Genomic DNA, 18,025 nt, shown 5'->3' with positions numbered 1-18,025 from the left:
AACCATGAAAATTCAACTCGTTGCTTTAGTTTTTTCGGCCTTGTTTTTGGGATGCAATACCATGCCGTTTATTAAATACCACACGACTTTTAAAGATGGTAAATTCCCCAAGTCAGATGCAAAGTATATCAGTAAGGTAAATGACATTCATTGGGCAGGTTATGATGTAAATTATTATGATCTGAAACTTGATATTAATCCTGATAAAAAGTTTATAGATGGAAGCATGACCATCCGTTTCAAAGCCAATGAAGATATCGACAATATCCTTGTAGATCTGCACCGTGAGCTTAAAGTCAAAAAAATCATTTATAACCAGTCCAAAGAGGTGAAATGGAAGCATAAGAAAGATATTCTGACAGTGCTGTTAAACGAGAAGCCGGCAATTAACTCAATGTCAGAGTTGGAGATTTTCTATAATGGCAAGCCTCCCAAACTATTAGATAAGGGGCCAGTTCACTGGAAAAAAGATTCTCTGGATAACCATTGGATCACTTCCATTACGCAGGGTATAGGCACTCACTGGATCATGCCCTGTAAGTATGATCTGGAGGATGAGGCTGACAGCGCTAAAATTTCGATCACTGTACCTCAGGGCCTTGTAGCAGTGTCTAATGGCAAACTCATAGCACAGCGAGCTTCAAGTGGAAAGGAAACTTTTGAATGGAAGGTGACCAGCCCAATCAATGTCTATAACCTGTCATTCAATGTGGGTAAATTCCAGCATCTTGAGCTGCCTTATGAAAGTGAAGGGAAAAGTCAAAGGCTACATTTTTATGTGTTAGACTATCATTATAAGAAAGCACAGACATACTTCAACCAATGCAAAGATATCCTTCAGTACTTTGAAGGTCTTTACGGCCCATACCCGTATTGGAATGATGAGTTTAAAATTGTTGAATCACCGCTACCCAAAGGTGTAGGTATGGAACATCAATCAGCTATAGTGGTTGGACTCTCTTACAAAAACAGTTTTGTAGATTATTCCAGTGTATTGATCCATGAAATCGCTCATGAGTGGTGGGGTAACAGTTTGAGTGTCAATGACTATGGAGATATATGGTTGCATGAAGGGTTTGCGACTTACAATGAGGCACTTTTTATGGAGCATATTTACGGAAGGGATATGTACTTTAAGATCCTTAATTTTCAAAAAAGAGGTATTCATAATCAAAGACCTGTATTAAAACCATCAGGAGTGAATTACAATTCCTTTGTGAGTTCGAAAGACGGAGATATTTATAGTAAAGGCTCTATGCTATTGCACACATTACGATTTCAGATGTCTGATGATACTCTGTTTTTTGGAATGCTGGCATCTTTCTATAAAAAGAATAAATATACAGGAGTACGGACTAAGGATTTTTTAACTCATGTAAAGACATATACAGGCTCAGATTATACATGGCTTTTTGATACTTACCTTAAAGATTATAGAATCCCGGAATTATATTATAATATTGATCATAAAAGCGATAACAGCAATGAAGTTGTTTTAAATTATAAATGGCTGGGTGTTAATGATGAATTTAAACTTGACTTGAATGTCATATATAATTCCGATACACTCAGGCTAAATCCTACAACTTCTCTTCAATCTGTTGTATTGAAAGGCAACAACACATTCGAGTTTGATAGAAACAACGGCTATATTAATTTTTTAAACGGCTCATTATGATGCCTCTCAACAATATCTGTCTGAGTAATAACCTGTAAAAGTGTTATAAATAGGAGGGAATATTTATTAAATGAGAAGTGCTTCCTACAGAATATACGCTAATGGTATGTTCGCCTTGGCTGGTCATTGTATATTATTATTTTTAAATATATTAATATCATATAAATTGAAAAATATTGATAAAACAATATATTATAAAGTATGGAGTTAATATTTTTTATTCATGATTTGTTTTTTCTTCATAAACAGGGAGTTTATGCACATTGTTTTAATCGAAGGTAACCTTCATGCGAATTGTCGAAAGTTCTATTTGATACTTCGACGCATTTTTGGGAGACAAAAAATGTTAAATTTTTGGAATTTTCTTACATGGGTTTTCTTGAAAATAGTTTATGATGTTAGGTGAATTTAGCGGCAATATCTCCTGGATGAAGTCATTAGCTAATAGTAAGCTATCTGCCTGTTTTCTATTAATAATGAGAGAGCAAATTTTAGAGATAACTATACGGTTCTACATATATTTTGGCTGTGGAATGAATTACTCAAATACCTGAAAGTCAAATATTTTAATGTAAAATTTTTTGTTTTTTGTCTCGTGGTATAACTTTGGACAGTAATCGACCTTAACAACCTAAAAAAAACTACAATTGGAACCTACTGCGTGGAATGTTGCATACGTTCGGACGAAGTTTGAAAATAAGATATATGAGAGGCTCAAATCCAAAGGCATCATTTCTTATTTACCAAAGAAGACCGAACTTAGACAGTGGCATGATCGAAAAAAGAAAATTGAAACTCCAGTTTTTCCTGGTTATTTATTTGTGTCACTTAAGCGGGCAGAAGACTTGATAAGGCTCTATGAAGTGCCCGGTTTTATCAGGTTGGTAACCACTGATGGTGAGCCTGATACAGTGTCTGCTGAACAAGTGGAACTTATTAAGAAATTAGTCAGAGGAGATTTTGCTGTTTCTCATAAAAGCTTTATCATTGGAGAAACTTTGACAGTCATCAATGGACCGCTTAAAGGAGTCAAAGGGGTGCTGGTTGGAGACAGAGGAGATGGAAAGTTAGCGGTCAAAATTAGTTCTGTAAATTCCTATATTATTGCGTCCGTACCTGCTGGGTGTTTGAGGAACATAAACTACAAAAATGGAGTACTTCCTAAAGGAACGTCCATTTTGAAATAGGATAATTCATGGAACTTAAATAAATTTTTATTTAATAATGAGTCCGAATGTTACTCAATGAGCGAAGCTGTGCTTGATAGAGTAAAAAATAGTGTCGGTGTTTTTTAAATAAATGCTGATCGGAGCCCCTTTTGAGAGAGGCATGGAACTGTGATAGATCTTTTTAATAATTAAAGGAAAATGACATTTAGCAAAGAAGTAAAATGCATTGTATGGGATCTGGATAATACTATATGGGATGGTGTATTAACTGAGCCGGGAGATGTGCAGCTTAAACCAGGTCTTATAGAAGTTATAAAGGAGCTTGACAGGCGTGGTATATTACACTCAATCGCCAGTAAAAATAATTATGAGGATGCCTGGAAGCAACTAAAAGCCTTTGGTATCGGTGAATACTTTTTGTACCCTGAAATACATTGGGATACCAAGTCTGGGTCTATTTCAAAAATCAGGGAAAACCTCAATATAGGTATGGATACAATTGTATTTATAGACGATCAGCCATTTGAGCGTGATGAGGTGAGCAGTGTACATACCGAAGTTGAAACCTTTGATGCTGTAGATTTCCAGTCTTTTATTGAAAACCCGAGGTTCATGCCTCGCTTCATAACTGAAGATTCGGGAAGAAGAAGGCTGATGTATCAGGAAGAATTGGTAAGAAAGAAGGATGAAGAAGTATATAAGGGGCCTCAGGAGGGATTTCTGTCTACGTTGAATATGGAGTTTGCCATAAGCGAGGCAAAGGAAGAGGACTTGCAACGAGCTGTAGAGCTTACTGAAAGGACCAATCAACTTAATGCCACTGGAAGGACTTACAGTTACGAGGAGTTACAATCTTACATGACATCGGATGATCATAAGCTATATATCTGTGAGTTAACAGACAAATATGGCTCTTATGGTAAGATAGGTCTGGCGCTTGTTGAAATTACTGAAGGGCATTGGCACTTAAAGATGATGTTAATGTCATGCAGGGTGCTTTCCAGGAGTGTTGGTACAGTACTGATGACGTACATTATGAACCAGGCAAAGTCGGAGGGAAAAAAGCTTCGGGCCGATTTTAAACAAACTGACAGGAATAAGATGATGTATGTGACTTATCGTTTTTCCAATTTCTCTGAGTTGGAGAATGATGGTCAGGGTAATATCGTTTTTGAGAATGACCTTACACAGATTCAGCCATTTCCACATTACATCAAGGTAGAACTACCAGAAGATATTACAGATAATTCAACACTTATGGTCAAGTAACTACGTTATTTGGATCAGCTAAAAGAGAAAAATTTAAATACAATATGAACCAAAAAGAACAAGTTCGACAGTTTATCGAGTCAAACCTCATTGTATTTGAGGATGAAGCAGACCTTAAGGATGATGATAACATATTTCAACTAGGATATGTAAATTCTTTATTTGCTATGAAGCTGCTTAACTATATTGAATCAGAATTTAATGTGAAGATAGAAACAGACGAGATGGATATTAAAAACTTCAGTTCTATTAACAATATAATAGCGTTACTTGACCGAAAATTAGGCGTAACTGAATAATATTCTATGTCAGAGACAGTTGCACAGACAATAAGCTCTGCTGAAGAGGCTGCTTTTCAGATAGACAGAGTTAGACAGTTTGTAGATAAAGAAATAAGGCCTTATACTTCTGAGTTTGATAAGGAGCAGCTTATTCCTGAAACCTTAATTAAAAAACTTGCTAATAACGGGTACCTTGCCGGAAACTTTCCAAAAGTCTATGGCGGCCTGGAGCTTGGCCCTTTAGATTACGGAAGGTTAACAGAGGAAATAGGCCGGGTAAGCCCTGCAGTGAGATCGGTACTTACTGTGCATTGTTCTTTGGTGGGTGAGAGTTTATTGCGATGGGGAAATACAGAACAAAAGGAGAAGTTTCTGCCAGGGATGGCCTCAGGGGATACTTTAGCTGCTTTCGCTCTTTCTGAACCTTCAGTTGGATCAGACGCCAGAAATGTAGAGACGAGTTACACCAAAGCTGATAAAGGGTACCTGATCAATGGAAAGAAAAAGTGGATAACTATGGGAGCAAGGGCTGACCTACTGTTGGTTATAGCATCCTGCGAGGATCAGGTTTCAGCTTTTTTGGTAGATAGTAATACTGAAGGCATAAAGAGAAGTCAAATAATGGATTTAATGGCTGGAAGAGCAGCTTATACCGCGGAGATAGAATTTGATAATGTTTTTGTGCCCGAAAATCATTTGTTGGGCAATGAAGGAGGAGGGTTTACCTACATTGTAAATACTGCTTTGGATCATGGCAGATACAGTATAGCGTGGGCGGGATTGGCAGTGGCTCAGGAGGCTTTACATGCTATGGTAAAATATGCCAGGAAACGAAAGCAGTTTGGGACAGGCATATATAACCACCAACTGGTGCAGGAAATGATTTCTAACGCTGTAGTCAATGTAGAAGCTGCTAGAGCACTTTGTACAAAGGCTGCTACTCTTAGAGAGGAACAGCATGAAGATGCCACTATTCAAACAACTATAGCCAAACAATTTGCCTCTAAAATAGCCAATAGCGTGGCTAATGATGCCCTTCAGGTACACGGAGCCAATGGTTTTTCGGCAGAATTCATTGTAGAACAACTCTATAGGGAAGCTAAAGTTTTTGAAGTAATTGAAGGTTCTACCCAGATCTTGCAGCAGGTAATTGCCAGACATGGTCTGACAAGGTTTCATAAATAACTTTATAATTCAGCAATGCTTATATCTCATTCACATAAATTCATTTTCGTACATATACCCAAAGTGGCGGGGTCCAGTATTTCTCATGCCTTAATACCTTACGTTCATTACAACCTTTGTATTGATGGTGAGTTGAAGGAGCTTGTGGCTTCTTTCTTTGAAAAAATCAAGGAAAAAACCTCGCATGAAAGCTTGTCGGAAGGTGAGGCATGTGTTGTTAACGAACTTATAGGTCATATTGGAAAGGTAAGCGACAGGCAGTTTGCAGATATGTATAATGATGCAGACCCAGGCATTTTTGCTAAATTATTGCCATCATATCTCAACGAAACTTATCCTAAAGTATACTCTGAATTTTTGCTTCATGATACAGCCAAAGCCGTACGAGAGAAAATACCTACATCGATATTTAATGATTACTTTAAATTTGCTGTAGTAAGAAACCCTTTAGAGTGGCTGGTTTCTTTATATTACTACTGCCTGCAAAAGAAGGGGACCTATCTGCACAAGTACATAGTGAGGTTGGGATCTTTTGAAGGCTACATTGATTATTTGTATCAATGCAAGAATGATAGCAAGACTCAGAATATTTTTGGAGAGATATATTGGGAGACTTTATCCGATTACCTGTTTGATGATAGCGATAATTGCATGGTTGACTACATCATCAAAATGGAGAGTATCCATGAAGACTTTTCCAAGGTAGGGAAAATCCTTGGGTTCGAAGCGAGTCTACCTCATAAGAACAGCTCTAAACATGATCATTATTTGAATCACTATACTGATGAAACTTATGAGAAAGCCAAATTTATTATGAGCAGGGACTTAAAGCTTTTAAAGTATACAGAGAATCTAAGCCTACAACAAAAAAGAGAACAAGTAAATGCTGATCTCACACTCTCATAAATTTATGTTTTTTCATGTCCCTAAAGCTGCTGGCATCAGCCTGTCATATGCGCTATTGCCGTATATACATTACGACCTTAACCTGCAGGGATGGTCGAGAAAACCTATGCTGTGGCTGTTTAGGAAACTGAAAAAAAAATGCAAACATGAAGATCTGAATTACTTAGAGAAGCAAAGTCTTATATGGGTGTTGAACACCTTGTCAAAAAGAGGTACCGAGAAGCTCAATTATATTTATATGGGAGGTAAGGCAGCAATTTTTAATAAACTGGCTTTGTCGTACCTCAATAAAGAATACCCCAGAATATACTCCAGGCTTATGTATCACGATACTGCTCAGGAAGTAAAGCATCAATTGTCATCAGAGGTTTTTTCCGGCTATTACAAGTTTGCAGTAGTCAGGCATCCACATGATTGGCTGGTGAGCATGTACTTCTTTTTAAAGCAGCGAAAAGATATAATGCTGAGTAAATACTTTGAAAAATTTCATTCTTTTGAATCTTTCATCAATTACCTGTACGAGTTTCGAATGAGTAATCAAAAGCTCAATCTCTTTGGTGATGTATATTTTCAAACTGTATCTGATTTTCTATACGATGAAGAAGGGTGCTGCCTTGTCGATAAAATTGTGAGGTTTGAGAATTTGCCGGAAGATGTTGATGAAGTTTGCGAGCAGCTGGACCTGGAGATTACGCTGCCGCATAGAAATAAGTCAAAACATGATCATTTTACACAATACTATAACGAAGATCTGTGGAATAAGGCAAAACATATTCTGAAGCGTGATTTTGAACTGTTGGAATATGAAAGTGCCTATCAAGATTCATTAATTAACCAAGAATAATATAAAATAACACAATGCTAAAAGAGGTGAAAACAATCGGAGTAATTGGAGCTGGCAACATCGGTCTTGGTGTGGTTTGTGACCTGTTGTTTCATGGGTTCAATGTAGTGCTTGTTGATAATAGTGACGTGGCTTTAAAAAAGGCCACTCAGGAAATATCGCAGACACTGAGATTTGCTCCTATCATAGATAAAAGGCTGAAAGCTATATCAGATGAAAGCGAAATTGCTTCCAGACTCAATGTCACCAGTGAGTTACAAGATGTTAAGGATTGCGATTTTATTATTGAGAATATTACTGAAAAGAGAGAACTAAAGAAAGCACTTTATCAGCGGCTAGATACTATTTGCCGTGATGAGATATGCTTTGCGGCAAATACTTCATGTATCTCGATAACAGAAATCGGAGGATATACTAACCGGGCGGATCAGGTTATTGGTATCCATTTTATGAACCCATCATATCTAAAACTTACAGTTGAGGTTATTCGTGGAGATTATACTTCGGAGCATACTATTGGCGTTACCAGAGCATTGCTGGAAGCAATGAATAAAGATCTTGTTCTGGTAAATGATCTCCCTGGTTTTGTGTCCAACAGGATATCTCATCTGTTCATGAACGAAGCGGCCTTTGTGGTGCAGGATCAGTTAGCCAAGCCGGCAGATGTTGATAAAATATTTAAAGAATGCTTTGGCCATAAAATGGGGCCATTGGAGACGGCGGACCTGATAGGTCTGGATACAGTGATGTACTCACTAGAGGTGCTTTATGAGAGTTTCCAGGATCCAAAGTACAGATGTTGTCCACTTTTGAAAAAGATGGTAGCAGGTGGAAAACTGGGTAAAAAAGTGAAAAAAGGTTTTTATGAATATAACTGAAAATAAAAAATGACAGAAGTTAATCCAGAGATCAATAATCAGGTTGTGGCTTTTATATCAGCTCATACAGGTATTGATGAAATTGATGAGCATGAAAATATTTTTGAATCAGGATTGGTTAATTCCCTATTTGCCATTGAACTGATGACTTTTATTGAAAAGCAGTTCAATATCAAAGTTACTATTCAGGACCTAAGCCTTGATACTTTCAGCACAATTTCAAAAATAAATGAATTTGTCACTGCAAAGATGACCAGTAATGTATGAGTATTTAGACGCTTCTCAGCGTGAACAGGTATCATGTTTTAGCAGTTTGCTCAAAAACCTGAGTGAGCGATCCGGAGAATGGGAAATAAACGAAGGAGTAGACCAGCAGTCTATTGATCTGCTGGCTTCTGAGGGTATTCTGGGAGGGTACGTTTCGCAGGAGTATGGAGGTGCCGGATGGGACGCTCTGACCTATGGAATACTTAACTTAATGGCCGGGCAATTTTCTCCGTCTCTTACCGGGTTATTCAATGTTCACTTCATGGTTACCAAAACCATTGAAAAGTGGGGAACGGAATCTCAAAAAGCAAAGTGGTTACCCCGGTTAGCCTCCGGTGAAATAATAGGTGCCTTTGCTCTTACCGAGCCTGAGGTAGGAAGTGATATCCAGTCAGTTAACACTACCTATACCATTAGCGACCAGGGAGTTAAGCTAACAGGCACCAAAAAGTGGATTACCTTCGGAGCCGTTGCTGATGTATTTCTGGTTTTTGGTAAGCAGGAAGAAGCGGGGACTGTATATCTGGTAGAGAAGGGAACTGAGGGCTTTGAAGTTGAACCTATCAAATCAATGCTTGGGTTCAGAGGGGCACATCTTGCCAGGCTAAAGTTTGATAACTGCTTGCTCCATGAAGATCAACTTATAGGTAAGCCCGGTATGGCGCTGAGTTTCATCGCTCCTTACGCTTTACGTTATGGAAGGTTGAGTGTGGCATTTGCATCTCTGGGAATTTTGAAGGGAGGTATGGAGGAGGCAAGTGCTTATGCCAATGAGCGCATAACCTTTGGAAAAAAGCTTGTAGATCAGCCCATAATTCAAGAGCTATTGGCCAACATGGGAATGGCCTATGAGTCTGCTAAATTCTTTTGTAATAAGGCGGCAGAGTCAATTGAGCACGATCTTCCCAAATCGATGGAAGCGGTGATGACAGCAAAGTATTATGCCAGTAAAATGGCAGCAAAACATATTCCTGAAGCTATTCAGGTTATGGGGGCTGCCGGCTGCTTTGAAGATAATATTCTCCCAAGGCTATACCGGGACGCGAAGATTATGGAAGTAGTTGAAGGTAGTAACCCCGTATTGGTTCAGTTTCTTGGTAAGCATTACGCAATTAAGTCTAGACAGGAAAAATTAAATGATTTCAACAAAAAACATAGCGTCTCTCAATACCACCTTACACCGGGTGTTTGAAGACACTGCAATCGAGTTTCCGGAAAAAATAGCCATTAGCGATGCCCTTGGCATTACAATGACCTATGGAGAGTTGCTTGTGCGAGCAAAAAGGTTGGGCAGTAGCCTAAGGCTAAGAGGGGCTGAAAGAAATAAACCCGTGGGCATTGTAATGGAGAGATCAGTTGATATGCTCGTGGGTATATTGGGTATATTGTTTTCGGGAGCTCCATATTTACCTTTGGATCCTTCTGCTCCAAATTCAAGAAATTCCAGGATATTATCATTGGCAGGAGCTAACCTGGTATTGACTAACAAGTCGTCAAGCATCCTTGAGCCAACGGAAGCATGCGTTCAGGTGATATTGGAGGAGGTTGAATCTAATGATAATATTAAAAATACTGACCTTGAATATATCAGCAATCCGGATGATCTCGCTTACGTAATTTTTACTTCAGGCTCAACGGGAGACCCTAAAGGAGTAATGATTGAACACAAGTCGGCAATTAACAGACTACAATGGATGAAAGAGGAATATGACCTGGTGCCGGAGGATGTGCTTATTCAAAAGACGCCATACATATTTGATGTTTCGGTATGGGAGATCTTTCTTTGGTACTTTGGCGGAGCCAGCCTTTTCATTCTGGAGCATGGGTATGAGAAATTTCCGCAGGCCATTGTAAGTGCAGTGCAGGAAAATAAAGTAAGTTTCATGCACTTCATTCCTTCTCTGCTCAATGTTTTTCTCAATTACATAGGCACACCTGAGCTTGAAAGTCTTTCCAGTCTGAAATATGTGTTTTGCAGTGGAGAGTCGCTGGGAGCTGCACTTGCAGAGAAGTTTTATAGCCTGTTTACTTATGAAAATACCAGATTGGTCAACTTTTATGGACCTACAGAAGCTACAGTAGATGTCACTTACTTCAATGTACCGTCTCATGATCTGGAACAGAACATTCCAATAGGGAGATCTATTGCCAATACAGGATTACATATTATAGACGGGGATGAGGTTTTGAACGCGGGACAGACAGGAGAAATAGCTATTTCAGGAATTAACCTGGCGAAAGGGTATATAAATCAACCTGCTCTAACCAATCAACACTTTGTTTATCACTCTGGTATAGGAAAAAGAATTTATAGAACAGGTGATCTCGGGACTATGACTTCTGATGGACTTGTGTACTTTTACGGAAGAAATGATGATCAGGTAAAAGTTAGAGGAATAAGAATAGAACTTGGTGAAATTGAGAACCTCTTGTTGAGACACCCGAAAGTTAAAGAGTGTGCGGTGGTGTTGGATAAGAAGAGTGAAAATGTAGTGTTTATAGTGGCTTATATAATTACCAACGAAAATTTTGATCTGGATGAAATTAAGCATTATGCAAAGTCCAGCCTGCCGGTATATATGATCCCTAATCGCTATTTGGAGGTAACCGAATTGCCAAGACTGGCAAGTGGAAAGATTGATAGAAAACAATTGAGGTCCGGTACTCTGATAAGCTGACTGATAAATTTTAAAAAGATAATTAAAAACTAATATGAGGCATATGCTGTCATTTTTTAGAAGTATTAAAAAAAGATGGGTACTTACTTTATTGAATATTGTAGGTTACGGAGTGGGAGTAGCCGCTTGTCTTCTGGTTTTGCATAACATTTTATATGAAACCAGTTACGATAAGTTCAACAAGGGCCATGAAAACATTTATAGGGTCCAGTTGGATCATTTTTACAGCGATGTATATCAAAACTCTACAGCAATATCTTTTTACCCTATAGGTCCCGAGTTGCAAAAAAGATACCCGGAAGTACTTGATTTTACACGGGTTCAAATTGTAAACAATGCGACAGTAGAATATGAAGAAAATCGTTTTCTGGAAGAGAATGTATTTACTACTGACAGTTCATTTTTCAGGATGTTTTCACTGGACCTTGTCAAGGGCAGTTTTTCGAACCTCAACAGGCTTGATATATTTATGTCAGAGTCTCTGGCAAGGAAATATTTTGGTGAGGAAGACCCTATCAATAAAATGATTACCGTTCTGGGCCGGTCGTGTGAAGTTAAAGGTGTTTACAAAGATCTGCCTCCGACCACGCATTTGCAGCATGACATGCTTGTTGTGAGACCTAATTTTGAACGACTGGCTGAAAACTGGGCAGGTTATGCCTACCATACATATTTATTACTTGAGCCTGGAGTTGATATCGAGAATTTCGAAGGTAAGTTGCAAGCTTTTAGCGATGAATTCTCTCAGGTGTCTGATGAGCAAAGCAGCGTTGAGTATTCATGGAAAATGGACCTGATGAAACTCAGCGATATCCACTTGAAGTCTGATGTGGATTTTGAACATCAGACCAATGGGAATATGACTAATATTTATATTTTAATTATCGTTGCTGCTTTTGTACTTCTTATCTCAGGCTTTAACTACGTTAGCCTTACCAATTCAATAAATGCTGAGCGAATAGGAGACGTGTTTGTTCGCAAGCTACATGGAGCCTCCAGGTTCAACGTATTGAGGAAGTACGCCATTGAATCGCTTATTCTTAACTTTTCAGGAATAGCACTTGCAATAATTCTCACACTGATATTTTCAAGATTTGCAGAGACCCAGGCATTGGATTTTAATTTTTCCATAGACTGGACAAACCCTAACTATTATTTGCTGTTGGGTGGAGTGATATTACTTTCATTTATCTTTTCAGGGCTAATACCAGCGTTGGTTTTCACTTCCCTCAACCCACTTAAATATTTAAAAGGCGAGTATTTCAGAAGTAAAAAGAATAAGAATTTCGGCAAAGTACTATCCATGCTTCAATTCGCAATTTCTTTTGTTTTGATATCTGGTGCCTTAACCATCAATAGGCAACTCAATTATATCAATCAGGTTGATCTTGGTTTCGAAAATGAAGATGTGGTTGTCCTCAACACACCCAGAATGGGATATGAAGATAGCAGGAGTTCTCTAAATAAATTCAGAGCTGATCTCATGTCCAGTTCACTGATAGAGAATGTCGGCTTTTCCGAATTTATTCCTGGCGTTAAATACACCCGTGACGTATCCGTAAGATTACAGGATGATCCTGCTGAAAATGCAATTTTTTGCTATGCACAAACTATTACTGCACCGTACCTGAATGTATATGGTGTTAAACTTAAAGCAGGGCGCACTTTTGACGATGATAGAGATGCGGATATCGAAAGTATCATGATCAATGAAACTCTGGCTAAAGAACTTTACAATGGTGATTATAACAACCTGCTTAATAAAACCGTTGTTTTGCCATGGCATGAAGAGTATAGAACTTTCAAAATCGTTGGAATCGTTGGAGACTACCATCATGAGTCAATAAAAAATGCCGTACAACCATGTGTTTTTGTGTCATTACGCAATGACGGTCTTGCTTATAATACTTCAATTAAAGCATCACCAGGCAAGAATGTAAGAGAGGTTGCTGAGCTGATAGAGAGTACATATAAAGCCAATTTCCCAGATAGAGTTCTTGATCTGTTCTACGCAGATACTTTCTATAAACAGCAATTTGAATCAGACATTCAGTTTGCCAATCTAATTGAGTTATTCGCATTGCTTGCTATACTCATGTCTGGTGTTGGGTTGCTCGGGTTAGCTTCAAATGAAACCAGAAAGCGCACACGAGAGGTGGCCATTAGAAAAGTTAATGGTGCAGGTATGAGGGAAATAACAAAGCTCTTTGTATTGCATTTTCTAAAGCAAATTGGAGTGACCATGCTTATTGCTTTACCGGTAAGTTTGTATATCGCGGATAGCTGGTTGGACAATTTTGCCACCCGTGTTGACATTGGTATTTGGTTTTTTATGTACCCGATACTAATTACTATTTTGATATCAGCACTATCTATGGGGCATCATGTATTCAAAGTGGCCTTGGTTAATCCTGTAAGGATATTAAAGGACGAAAGATAACCTTTGCCGATATATCACAATTCTTTTATTAGCCTGCACTGTGCGTTTTCGACTTAGTTTTCGAATGCAAGGTGCAAGTCGCGATTGGATTATGTCCACAAATATGTAATTATTCATCAGAGTAAATACTGCTTAAAACATTAAAACGAGCAACTAGTAATGAAATTAGATAAACAAAACATTGAAGACCTTTTAGAAGTTACACCGTTTCAAGAAGGACTGCTGGTGCATTATTTGAGTAACCCCAGGGAATCTCGCCAGTATGCAGAACAGCTTTACCTGAAAGTTGAAGGAGAAACTTTAAGCCCCGAAATATTCAAGAAGGCCTGGTACGAAATCCAGCAATCCAATGAAATTCTCAGGACAGTATTTAGATGGGAAGGTCTGAAAAAACCCGTGATGGCGGTTCTCAAGCAAACCGAACTGAAACTCGATGTAGTTGACCTTTCAGGAACCGGTGAAGAGTTAGATACTAAAATTGCAGTTTTAAGAAAGGACGACCTCAATCAGGGGTTTAATCTCAATGAAGTACCATTTAGAGTCAAGCTTATCAAGGTAAAACCTGATGAATATAGAATACTGGTAAGCAACCATCACATTTTATATGATGGATGGAGTACAGGAGTGATACTCCGAGAGTTCTTTGAAGCATACCAGGCCTTGAGCAAAGGTGAACAAGTTCAATTTGAGTCTAAGTCCAAGTTTAAAGAATACATTCAATGGTGGAAAAAATTAGATTCTTCAAATGAAGAGTCGTTTTGGAAGGATTATTTAAAAACTTTTGCTGGCAAACCTGAAATTCCATTTGCAAATCATAACACAGCGGTTAGTAAATCTGGAGAATCACTGACCAGAAAGCACATTTTTGACTTTGATGATAATATTGTTGAGAGACTGAAAGAGTTTTCAAGGCAAGAGAAGGTTACCAGTGCCACGGTATTGTACTCTGCGTGGGCTTTATTACTGGCTCAGTTTAACAATGAGGATGTAACAATAGGAACGACTGTGTCTACCAGGCCTAACACAATAAAGGGTATAGAAAACACGGTAGGACTATACATTAATACATTACCGTTAGTTGTTGAAAATAACAGTAATAAGTCCATTGCTCAGGTTCTTGGCGATGTACAGGCTTCGTTAAACCAGCGAGCTCCTTACGAGATGTCTTCACTTACAGGTATAGGTGAATACGTGCAAGGAGCAAAGCAGGGATTCTTCGACTCTATTGTAGTAATAGAAAATTACCCGCTCGATCAGTCACTTACTGAAAATACCAGTGCATTAAAAATCACTGATCATTATATGGATTATCAGACGCATTACCTGCTTTCTGTTGTAATATCCATGTTTAAGAATATTCAGGTAACTTTTACCTATAATGAGCACTCATTTACCGAGGAATCTCTGCAACGAATTGAAGCATACTTCATTTCAATAATTGACTTTATCATTAAAAACCCTGACAAGAAAGTAGCCGAAATCTATCAGGTTTTGAGCAACATCCAACAGGTCGATGGTGATAAGGTACAAAAGGAGTGGGAACCTGCATCTTTGATCAGAAAGTATGAAGAACAGGTCAGTAGCAGAGCTATAAAACCCGCTATTAAAGGTGATAGTGGCATGATCAGCTACTCTGAGCTGGATGGTAAAGTCGGGGCATTGGCTGAAATGCTGCAGGAGAAAGGCATTAAACCTCAGGATACTGTTGTTTTATATTTTGATACCTCTGTTGAAGTGGTGACAGCCATGCTCGCCTGCCTGAAACTAAACGCTACTTTCTTACCTATCGCTCCAAATACGCCAGACGATCGTGTTAAGTACATTATTGCCAATAGCGGAGCCGGGATGGTATTGACTGATTTGAAAAATCTATCCAAAGCCAATTATTTACAACTTAATCTGGAAGTAGTATGCGTGTCTCTTAAAGCAATGGAGTCTTCCACATTTAAAGCAGTAGAAAGCAACCCTGATGATATTGCTTATATAATTTATACCTCAGGTACTACCGGGCAGCCCAAAGGAGTTAAAGTTAAGAGCAGCGGTTTTAAAAACTATATACTAGGTTCGATCCAAAATTATGTAAAGGAAGAATCTGTAAGTTTCCCGTTATTTACATCACCAGCATTTGACCTTACACTTACATCGATATTTGTACCATTGGTTTCAGGCAATTCGATAGTGGTATACCATGCAGAGAATAATGATTTTCTTATCGAAAGGGTTTACGAAGAGAACCAGTGCGATGTGATAAAATTAACACCTTCACATCTAAGGCTGCTCAAGGAAAAAATGGAGCAGAAAAAAGAGCAAAATGGAAAATCATCCAGGATAAAGAGATTTATAGTAGGAGGAGAAGACTTCAAAACAAGCCTTGCAAGGCAAATCCATGACCTGTTTCATGGTGAGATTGAAATGTATAATGAGTACGGACCTACGGAAGGTACTGTAGGTTGTATGATTCATAAATATGATCCTGAAACCGATGTGAGAAAATCTGTTTCGATCGGTGCTGCATCTGTAAATAATCAAATCTATGTACTGAATGAGCAGATGGAACCTGTGGTTTGTGGGCAGACAGGAGAGATTTATATCGGAGGAGCCGGAGTCGCTGATGGATATGTGAACAACGAGGAGATGACCGCTTCCCGTTTTGTGTCTAATCCATTTGGAGAAGGTAATCTTTACAAAACAGGAGACCTTGCCCGACAAATGTCTGATGGAAAACTTGAGTTTTTGGGTAGAGATGATAAACAGATCAAATTAAACGGCTATAGAATAGAACTTGGTGAGATTGAAAATAAGCTTTTGCAATATGGTCAAAACACTGAAGAGAAGGAGGGTGATTTTAGTATAGCCAGTGCTACAGAGAAGTTGAGAGAGTTGCATAGATGCACAAGCTGCTTATTGCCGGAAAATTATCCGGGGATAGAATATGACGACAAAGGTGTCTGCAACATCTGTAATGAATTTGATCACTACAGAACGCAAATAGAGAGCTACTTCAGAAAAGAGGACGACTTTGAGGCAGTAGCAGCAGAGATGAAAAGCAATAGTCAGGAGTATGACTGCCTGCTGCTATATAGTGGTGGTAAGGATAGTACCTATGTTCTGTATAAGCTTATAGACTACGGTCTGAAAGTGATGACCTATACCTTTGATAATGGTTATATTTCACAAACTGCTTTTAAAAATATAGAGAAGACTACAGAGAAATTGGGCATCAAGCATTTTACTATTTCTTCTGATAATATGAAGAAAGTATTTGCAGAAAGCTTGAGGCAAAGCTGTAGTTCTTGCCATGGATGCTGGCATGCCATCAATACTTTTGGAGTACAGTTAGCAAATGAGTATGGCATTAAGTACATAATATCTGGTCTGTCAAGGGGGCAGATATACGACATGAGGCTTGAGGGGATATTTGAGGCAAGGGTATTTGAGGAGGATGATATCGAAAAGCAATTGACAATATTTAGAAATCAATTCCACTCAAAAGACAACAAATACTCTAGATTACTCAACGTGAGTGTGAATGATAAACTGGAAGGAGTACAGTTTGTAGACTTTTTCCGGTATTATAATACACCGATCAGCGACATCAGAAGCTACTTGCTAAGTAAGGGCTGGATACAGCCAAAAGATACCGGCTTCTGCTCTTCTAATTGTCTCATTAACGATATAGGCATATACACCCACATAAAGGAGAGAGGTTTTAACTTCTATACCGCACCATTGAGCTGGGATGTTCGTCTGGGCCAGGCCACGCGTGAAGAATGTATGGAAGAGATTACAGCATTCGGGTCTACCGAAAAGCATGTGAGAAAGGTTCTTGAAGAAATTGAGTATGCCAAAGCATTTGAAATTGATGAGGCCATTGTAGTGAAAGAAGAGACAGAGGAAGGAGGCGAAACGCTCACTGCATATCTGGTATCCAATATAGAACCTAATGTTTCTGAACTCAGAACATTCCTGAGAAGAGAGTTGCCGGAATACATGATCCCGTCTCACTTTGTGCAGATTGACAGCATTCCGCTTACCAGTAATGGAAAAGTTGATGTACTGGCATTACCAAAGACTTCCTACAACAGACCTAAGCTGGGTAGTAACTTTGTACAACCCACTTCAGCAATTGAGCTTAAAGTTACCGAAATATGCCGAGAAGCACTGAAGATCGACGAAATCGGCATTTATGACAATCTGTTTGATCTCGGAGCAAAGTCATTTGACCTTACCAGAATAGCTAATAAGTTAAGTGATGCCTTTGGTTCCAAGGTCAATGTGATCACCCTTTTCGAGAAGTCTACCGTTCATGAACTTGCTAAAATGTTGAATGGTTTGGCCAAAAAAGAAGCAGAAAAACCTCAGGCGAATGAAAGAACTGCGCCCAACAAGTTAAGACAAAGAAGAGCATTACTGAACAAGAAATAACAGAA

General features: G+C 38.7%; 13 protein-coding genes. All 13 read left to right on the top strand.

The genetic code is table 11. The features are described 5' to 3' along the window. Positions 1-4: 4 nt before the first annotated feature. The 13 genes from LVD17_RS26700 to LVD17_RS26640 all read left to right on the top strand — a co-directional run bounded on the left by LVD17_RS26700 (position 5) and on the right by LVD17_RS26640 (position 18,020). The gene (locus LVD17_RS26700) at positions 5-1,678 is read left to right on the top strand and encodes a M1 family metallopeptidase (protein WP_233763162.1); all 1,674 of its coding nucleotides are present in this window, start codon (positions 5-7) and stop codon (positions 1,676-1,678) included. Between the two features lie 647 nt (positions 1,679-2,325). Then, positions 2,326-2,865: a UpxY family transcription antiterminator gene (locus LVD17_RS26695; protein WP_233763160.1), complete on the top strand. Its 540-nt coding sequence runs from the start codon at positions 2,326-2,328 to the stop codon at positions 2,863-2,865. A 180-nt stretch (positions 2,866-3,045) separates the two neighbouring features. After that, positions 3,046-4,116, top strand: coding sequence for an HAD-IIIC family phosphatase (locus tag LVD17_RS26690; protein WP_233763158.1), 1,071 nt, complete (start codon positions 3,046-3,048; stop codon positions 4,114-4,116). A 44-nt stretch (positions 4,117-4,160) separates the two neighbouring features. Beyond that, positions 4,161-4,415: an acyl carrier protein gene (locus LVD17_RS26685; RefSeq protein ID WP_233763156.1), complete on the top strand. Its 255-nt coding sequence runs from the start codon at positions 4,161-4,163 to the stop codon at positions 4,413-4,415. Positions 4,416-4,421: 6 nt separating this feature from the next. Continuing rightward, positions 4,422-5,582, top strand: a complete 1,161-nt coding sequence (locus LVD17_RS26680; protein WP_233763154.1) for an acyl-CoA dehydrogenase family protein — start codon at positions 4,422-4,424, stop codon at positions 5,580-5,582. A 15-nt stretch (positions 5,583-5,597) separates the two neighbouring features. Continuing rightward, a complete protein-coding gene (locus LVD17_RS26675; protein WP_233763152.1) occupies positions 5,598-6,488 on the top strand; it encodes a sulfotransferase family 2 domain-containing protein in 891 nt (296 codons plus the stop codon). A 4-nt stretch (positions 6,489-6,492) separates the two neighbouring features. Further along, on the top strand, positions 6,493-7,332 hold the full coding sequence (locus LVD17_RS26670; protein WP_233763150.1) for a sulfotransferase family 2 domain-containing protein: 840 nt from the start codon (positions 6,493-6,495) through the stop codon (positions 7,330-7,332). A gap of 26 nt (positions 7,333-7,358) precedes the next feature. Beyond that, a complete protein-coding gene (locus LVD17_RS26665) occupies positions 7,359-8,210 on the top strand; it encodes a 3-hydroxyacyl-CoA dehydrogenase family protein (protein WP_233763147.1) in 852 nt (283 codons plus the stop codon). A gap of 9 nt (positions 8,211-8,219) precedes the next feature. Next, positions 8,220-8,477 (top strand): acyl carrier protein, encoded by a 258-nt coding sequence (locus tag LVD17_RS26660; RefSeq protein WP_233763145.1) that lies wholly within the window; start codon positions 8,220-8,222, stop codon positions 8,475-8,477. Beyond that, a complete protein-coding gene (locus tag LVD17_RS26655; protein WP_233763143.1) occupies positions 8,470-9,669 on the top strand; it encodes an acyl-CoA dehydrogenase family protein in 1,200 nt (399 codons plus the stop codon). The genes LVD17_RS26660 and LVD17_RS26655 overlap by 8 nt, the downstream gene beginning before the upstream one ends. Next, a complete protein-coding gene (locus tag LVD17_RS26650) occupies positions 9,614-11,155 on the top strand; it encodes an amino acid adenylation domain-containing protein (RefSeq protein ID WP_233763142.1) in 1,542 nt (513 codons plus the stop codon). The genes LVD17_RS26655 and LVD17_RS26650 overlap by 56 nt, the downstream gene beginning before the upstream one ends. A 43-nt stretch (positions 11,156-11,198) precedes the next feature. Continuing rightward, entirely contained in the window at positions 11,199-13,595 is a 2,397-nt protein-coding gene (locus LVD17_RS26645) for an ABC transporter permease (protein ID WP_233763140.1), read from the top strand. A 159-nt stretch (positions 13,596-13,754) separates the two neighbouring features. Continuing rightward, positions 13,755-18,020: a non-ribosomal peptide synthetase gene (locus LVD17_RS26640; RefSeq protein WP_233763138.1), complete on the top strand. Its 4,266-nt coding sequence runs from the start codon at positions 13,755-13,757 to the stop codon at positions 18,018-18,020. The last annotated feature ends 5 nt before the right edge of the window (positions 18,021-18,025 follow it).

It is taken from the genome of Fulvivirga ulvae, from assembly GCF_021389975.1.
Classification (GTDB): Bacteria; Bacteroidota; Bacteroidia; order Cytophagales; family Cyclobacteriaceae; genus Fulvivirga; species Fulvivirga ulvae.
This window is presented reverse-complemented; position numbering and strand designations above follow the sequence as displayed.